The sequence below is a fragment of the Leucobacter chromiisoli genome (assembly GCF_016522505.1).
Classification (GTDB): Bacteria; Actinomycetota; Actinomycetes; order Actinomycetales; family Microbacteriaceae; genus Leucobacter; species Leucobacter chromiisoli.
Genome location: NZ_JAEHOH010000023.1, coordinates 37961 through 44471 on the forward strand (window position 1 = coordinate 37961; position 6511 = coordinate 44471).

The following is a 6511-nucleotide window of genomic DNA, read 5'->3' on the forward strand; positions in this document are numbered from 1 at the left end:
CTACCAAGGGCAACCGACATCGGGAGGAAACCGCGGGAGACCGGGGGAAAGGCGATCGTCGTGCGCTTCGCGGGCGGGGCAAGCAGTCAATCAGCCTGGCAACCTTAGCAGTCTCCTCGCGGGAACACCAGAGGCGGGAGCAGATTCAGCGGCCGGAAGACCGTCTGCGGGAGAACGCGGTGCGCGACAGCACGGTCCGCGGGAGCACCGCCGCTCGGAGCCGCCGCTTCGGTCCCGCACCGGCTCGCAGGGCCCGGATCGCGACGATCAGGTCGGACGCGAGGCCCTCGGCTCCGGATCCTGCACCGGCACCGGGTCCGGATCCTGCTCCGGCACCGGGTCCGGGTCCGCCCGGCGGATCCCCGGAGTACCGCTCCCCCACCACCGCGAGGGCGAGACGATCGGCGGCGTCCGCGGCCGCCGTTCCGCGTGCGCCGAGCAGCCCCCGGCCGACGAGGTGCTCGACGACCGCCTCCGGGGTGCGAGCACGCGCGCGGTCCTCCGCCCCGCCGGTGAACCCGAGGAACCCGAGATCCCGCGCCGCATCGACGAGCTCGGCCCACGCCGCGGAGGCGGGCTCCGGCCCGCGACGGACCCGCCGCAGACGAAGTCGTCGCAGGATCCACCTGATCAGCGCCGGGGCGAGGCAGGCGAGGGCGAGCACCGTCGCCCCGAGTCCGAGCAGGATCCCGGCGCCGCCGCCCGTCTCCCCCGCCGCGTCCGCCGGCTGCTCGGGAAGCTCCTCCTCGCCGGGCTGCTGCCGTGCTTCGGGCCGCTCGGCCGGCTCCCGCGGCTCCTCCGGCGTCTCGGCCGGAGCGGGCGCCTCGGGCCCCGATACGGGGCGGTCCTCCTGCTCGCCCTGATCCGCCCGCAGCCCCGCCCCGCCCGGCGTCGGCTCGTAGGCGACCCAGCCGACGCCGCCGACGTAGATCTCGGGCCAGGCGTGGAGCTCGCGCGAGCGCACCGATGTCCACTCGGTGCTCTGGGCGCGGGAGGCGTACCCCACGGCCACGCGGCTCGGGATCCCGAGCGTGCGCGCCATCACGGAGAAGGTCGAGGCGTAGTGCACGCAGTACCCCCGGCGCTGCTCGAGGAACGACTCCATGACGGCGTAGGGGTCGCCGCGGTTCGCACCGGGATCGTAGGGGGCCTCCTCGTCGTAGACGAACTCGCCCGACCGGAAGAGGGTCAGGAGCGCGTTCGCCGCCTCGACGGGCCCGTTCGCGCCGGCGGTGGCCTCGGCCGCCGCCTCGGAGACCGCGGCGGGGATCCCATCGGGGAGCTCGAGGAACGCGTCGAACTCGGGGGGCGGCGCGTCGAGCGCGGCGCCCGGGGACAGCAGCCGGGAGAGGTCGTCGGCTTCGAGAGCCCGCCCGAGCGCGCGGTACTCGTCGCCGCGCCGCGTCAGCGTCGATTCCGACCGGGCCGTCCAGGTGCCGTCGACCCACCGCCACCGCGAGGGTTCGAAGGAGCTCGCCCCCCGGGGCCCCGCGGGTTCGACCAGCTCCGCCCCTCTCGGCAGGGGGAGCCAGGGGCTCACGAGCCCCTCGTTGCGGACGGTGACCTGCTGGACGTGGCGGGGAGTCTCGGAGGTCGGATCCCACTGCGCCCACTCCCCGGCGGGGGGCTCCCTCGGCGTCTCCACCGACGGATTCCCCGGTTCGAGGGCCTCCTGGGGCAGCCAGGTGCCGCGCTCGAACTCCGAGAGCACCGCGAGGGTGAACCTCACCGACTCCCCCGAGCGGAGCCCCTGGTATCTGAACACGACCGCGTCGCTGCGGCCCCGGAGATCCTCGCCCAGAGCGACCGTCACGTCGGGCACCCCCGGCGAGACCGGCGAGGCCGATACGGCACCGCTGTTCCAGACCCGATCCCGCGTCGGGGGCGTGACGGCGAGCAGCCCCGCCGCCAGGGCGAGGGCGAGGCCCGCCGAGACGAGCCCCGTCCATCGCCCGCCCCGCGGCGCCCCCGCCCACAGCAGCAGGAGCAGCAGGGCCCCGGCGCACGCGAGGAGCGGGGCGGGCGCCCGGATCGAGACGATGATGGACGGCACGAGCATCCACGAGGCGGGGACGACGCCCGCGAGGAAGAGGAGATCCTGCCGGACCAGGATCAGCGACGCGAGGGCCACCGAGGCGGACCAGCCGAGCAGGAGCGCGTCCAGGAACGCGCCCGCGGGCTCGACCGGCGGCACCCCCTCCGCGACCGCGATGCCGATCTCCTGCACCGCCAGGCGAGGATCCGTCAGCCAGAGCTCCAGGCTGCCGCTCCGCTCCGCCCACCACAGCAGCAGGGCCGCCCCGGCGGAGGCGCCGAGCACCCAGGAGAGCGCGCGACGGCGCGGCAGCGAGGCAGCCGCGAGACCCGCTCCCAGGGTGATCGCCCCGGTCAGGATCAGGGCCCGGATCGTCCAGAGCGAGCCGGTGAACACCTCGCCGAGCACCGCCAGCGCCACCGCCCAGAGCGCGAAGAGCAGGATCGACCCGACGAGCGGTCGCCACCGCGAGGGGGTCGCTCGCGCTCCCGGAGCCCGTGGGCGCCGGGCCGCCGTGCCCGCTCCGCGCTCAACCATGACTCGCCCCGGCCTGCGCGGGCGTCGAGCGCGCGAGCTGCCAGCCGGCGGGCAGTGCGACCGGGGATGCGGCCGCGGCGCCGACCCGCGCCGGGGAGGACACGACGACGAGACCGGCCGCGCCCGTCGGGAGGAGTGCGGCGAGGGCGGGAGTGGGCGCGCCCGTGACGACGAGGGGCGCAGCCAGGCCCGCGGACGGTTCGAGCGCCTCGGTCGGGCCGGTGGATCCGGTACCGGTCGAGCCGACCCGATCGGCCACTTCCTCGCCGCGCGGACGTGAGGGATCCGGAACATCCTCGAGCCGCACCGCGGCGAGGAACCTGAGGATCTCGCTCTCCGAGGCGGCGGGGAGCGAGAGGGACGGCGTCCCGCGCCGGATCGTCCAGAGGTCGACGCCGCCTCCGCGTCGGAGGTGCTGCGAGACGATCGAGGCCGTCAGCGAGACCGCGTGCTCGAAGTCGGCCGGCGCGCCGGGGTAGTCGTCCGCGCTCAGCGCCAGCGCGATCGAGAGGCGGTCGCCCGACTCCGGTTCGGGCACGTTGACCAGCAGGCGGTCCTGACGCGCGCTCTGCTTCCAGTGGACCCACCTCGGCAGGTCGCCCTCGCGGTACTCCCGCAGCCGGCCCGCACCCGTCTCCTCGACGCCCCGCGCCGTCCTGCCGGAGCCCACCCCGGCGAGCTCCCGCGGGAGCGCCTCGGGCGGCAGCAGCGCGGGCAGCACGAGCACCTCCGCGGACGCCGAGACCGGGAGGCGGCATCGGGCGATCCCGAGCGGATCCGCGACGACGACGCCGCTGATCCCGATCGCGACCGGCCCGCGCTGCGCGGCCCTCCACTCGACGACCGCGCGCGCCTCGCTTCCGCGCGGCACGCGCAGCTCGCCGCCCTCCCGCGCGCCCGGGCCCTCCCACCGCAGCGCGAGGTCCTGCGCGAACGGCAGGTCGTGCCATAGGGACGCGGTCACCGTGACGACCTCGCCCGGCGTCGGGGTGGTCAGGTCGGCCGTCACCGTCGCGCGCGGGCGGGCGAGCACCCGCACGAGCACCAGGGTGAGGAAGGAGACGAGGAGCGCGGCGACGATCAGCGCGAGCAGTGCGAGCAGATCGCCGAGGCGGACGAGGGACCAGATCGCCGCGACCACGCACGCGAGCGCCAGCAACCCCCAGCCGCGGCGCGTCGGGATCATCGCAGACCGGGAACCGGGGTCCGCGCGACGATCTCGTCCACGGCGCGCGCGGCCGCCGCCAGCGCGTCGACGGCCGAGGCGTGGAGATCGCGGGCGACCAGGCGGTGCGACAGCACGATCGTCGCGAGGGCGGCGACGTCGTCGGGCGACACGTAGGCGCGCCCGGCCATCGCCGCGCGAGCTCGGGCCATCTGGGCCAGGTGCAGCGACGCGCGGGGGCTCGCTCCGTGCACGATGCCGCGGTGCGCCCGAGTCGACGAGACGATGGACACCAGGTAGCTGGAGACCTCCGTCGCGAGGTGCACCGCGGAGACCGCGGCCCGGGCGGCCACCACCTCGCCGAGCGGCACGACGGTGCGCACTCCGGCGAGCGGATCTGCCGAGGATCGCGACTCCAGCAGGGCCACCTCGGCCTCGAGGGACGGGTAGCCGAGGGAGATCCGCGCCATGAACCGGTCGCGCTGCGCCTCGGGAAGCGGGAACGTCCCCTCCATGTCCTGCGGATTCTGGGTCGCGACCACCATGAACGGATCGGGGAGGGGGTACGTCGTGCCGTCGACCGTCACGTGGGCCTCGCCCATCGCCTCGATCAGGGCCGACTGCGTCTTGGGAGTGGACCGGTTCACCTCGTCCGCGACGACGAGGTTCGCGAAGATCGGCCCGCGATGGAACCTGAACTCCCTCGTGACCTGGTCGAACACGGAGACGCCCGTGACGTCGGTGGGCAGCATGTCGGAGGTGAACTGGATCCTCACCGAGTCGGCGCCGAAGGTGCGCGCGAGGGCGGAGGCCAGGGTCGTCTTGCCGACTCCGGGGACGTCCTCGATCAGCAGATGCCCGCCCGCGAGGAGCGTGGCGACCGCGGCCTCGATCTCGGCCGGCTTGCCGACCACGGCGGACGCGACCTCGTCCACGATCCGACCCGCGAGTGCGGAGACGCGCGCCGCGTCCTCGGCCGAGACGCGTCGGACCGACGCCCCGGCGTCCGCCCGGGCCCGCCCGGTCTGCTCTCTCCGCATGCCCGCCCTCCTCGTTCCCATGTTCTCACGGGGGCCTGGACACCGCCCCCCGGGAGACGCGAAGGGCGGGACCACCCGAAGGTGATCCCCACCCCTCGCTTCGCTCCGTGGGCTGCGGTGAAACAGCAGCGGCCCCGCCAAAAATGCTGACGCATTTTTGAAGCGGGGCCGCCCCGTTTCGCCTTGCAGCGAGGGAACTTACGCGAGCTTGACGCCGGCGCCAGCCTCCTCCAGCTTGGCCTTGGCCGCCTCGGCGTCCTCCTTGTTCGCGCCCTCGAGCACGTTCTTGGGGGCCTCCTCGACGAGAGCCTTCGCCTCGCCCAGGCCCAGGCCGGTCAGCTCGCGCACGACCTTGATGACCTGGATCTTCTTGTCGCCGACGGTGTCGAGGACGACGTCGAACTCGTCCTTCTCCTCCTCGGCGGCGGCCTCGCCACCGGCGGCGGGAGCAGCGGCAACCGCGACCGGAGCGGCGGCGGAGACCTCGAAGGTCTCCTCGAACGCCTTGACGAACTCGCTGAGCTCGATGAGGGTGAGCTCCTTGAACTGCTCGAGCAGCTCTTCGGTGGAAAGCTTAGCCATTGTGTTTCTCCTTAGTGTGTGCCCGTGCGAGACGAGCGGATCCTGTGTGCCGAACCCGGTCTAGCGGGTTCAGGCGTCCTGCTTGTCGCGCAGCGCACCGAAGCCGCGAGCGGCCTTGGCGGGCAGTGCGTTGAACAGCTGAGCTGCACCGAACAGCGAGGCCTTCATGGCGCCTGCGGCCTTGGCCAGCAGCACCTCGCGGCTCTCGAGATCGGCGAGCTTGCCTACCTCAGCGGCGGAAAGGGCGTTGCCATCGAAGTAGCCCGCCTTCACCACCAAAAGAGGGTTTGCCTTGGCGAAGTCACGCAGAGCCTTTGCGACGGCGACGGTGTCACCGTGGACGAAGGCGAGCGCCGAGGGGCCGGCGAGCTCGTCGTCGAAGGCGGTGATCCCGGCGTTGTTCGCCGCGATCTTGGTCAGCGTGTTCTTCGCCACAGCGTACGTCGCGTGCTCGCGGATGCTGTTGCGGAGATCCCGCAGCTGGGCAACCGTGAGACCGCGGTACTCAGTCAGCAGAACGGCGGTCGAGTCTTCAAACTTTTGCTGAAGCTCGGCAACCGTAGCGTCCTTCGTAGCCATGGCGCTCCCTAGCTTGTCGTACCCGCGCGACGGTCGTCGCCCGGGGGCCGTGACGTGTCGGAGCTGCTCTCGAAACGAAAAAAGCTCCGGCGCGCACGCACGGAGCTTCACTCGGTTCGGGATCGGGATCCTCGCACCTCAGGAAAATCGTACCTGCGCTGGTCTCCACTCGAATCGGCGAACCGATTCTCGCAGACGTTCCGGGACCCTTGCGGGTCGCTACCGGCGGTCTTTGGCCATCGAGAAATCTAGCATGGGATCGCCGCGGTGCGCAAACGCGGTTCGGGATCCGGGCCTCTGATCCCGCGTCCCCGGCCCGCCCAGCCCGACCGCCGCCCGGCGGGCCCCACCCCGCGCTCGTCAGCCCCCACCCCGCGCTCGTCATGCCCCACCCCGCGCTCCGCATGCCCCACCCCGCCCTCGTCAGTAGATGCTCCAAATCCGCGGGTGGTTTCAGGGGGCTAACGCAACACCTCTTTTACCCGGAGGTGCTGTCATGAAGTTCTGGCCTTGGTCTACTATCGAGTCACTCTTGCACCTCTTGGTGCAGGGCTATTCCACGCTCGAGATCAG

At 72.9% G+C, this 6511-nt stretch carries 5 protein-coding genes; all 5 read right to left on the reverse strand.

What is annotated here, in order from left to right:
- Positions 1-145 precede the first annotated feature (145 nt).
- Positions 146-2572, reverse strand: coding sequence for a transglutaminase TgpA family protein (locus tag JD276_RS14525; protein ID WP_200116386.1), 2427 nt, complete (start codon positions 2570-2572; stop codon positions 146-148).
- Positions 2565-3758 (reverse strand): DUF58 domain-containing protein, encoded by a 1194-nt coding sequence (locus tag JD276_RS14530; RefSeq protein WP_200116387.1) that lies wholly within the window; start codon positions 3756-3758, stop codon positions 2565-2567. Before JD276_RS14530 ends, JD276_RS14525 begins: the two co-directional genes overlap by 8 nt.
- Positions 3755-4777: an AAA family ATPase gene (locus JD276_RS14535; RefSeq protein WP_200116388.1), complete on the reverse strand. Its 1023-nt coding sequence runs from the start codon at positions 4775-4777 to the stop codon at positions 3755-3757. Before JD276_RS14535 ends, JD276_RS14530 begins: the two co-directional genes overlap by 4 nt.
- Before the next feature lie 198 nt (positions 4778-4975).
- On the reverse strand, positions 4976-5359 hold the full coding sequence (gene rplL, locus JD276_RS14540; RefSeq protein ID WP_200116389.1) for a 50S ribosomal protein L7/L12: 384 nt from the start codon (positions 5357-5359) through the stop codon (positions 4976-4978).
- 69 nt (positions 5360-5428) lie between these two features.
- Positions 5429-5938: a 50S ribosomal protein L10 gene (rplJ, locus tag JD276_RS14545; protein ID WP_200116390.1), complete on the reverse strand. Its 510-nt coding sequence runs from the start codon at positions 5936-5938 to the stop codon at positions 5429-5431.
- Between the last annotated feature and the right edge of the window lie 573 nt (positions 5939-6511).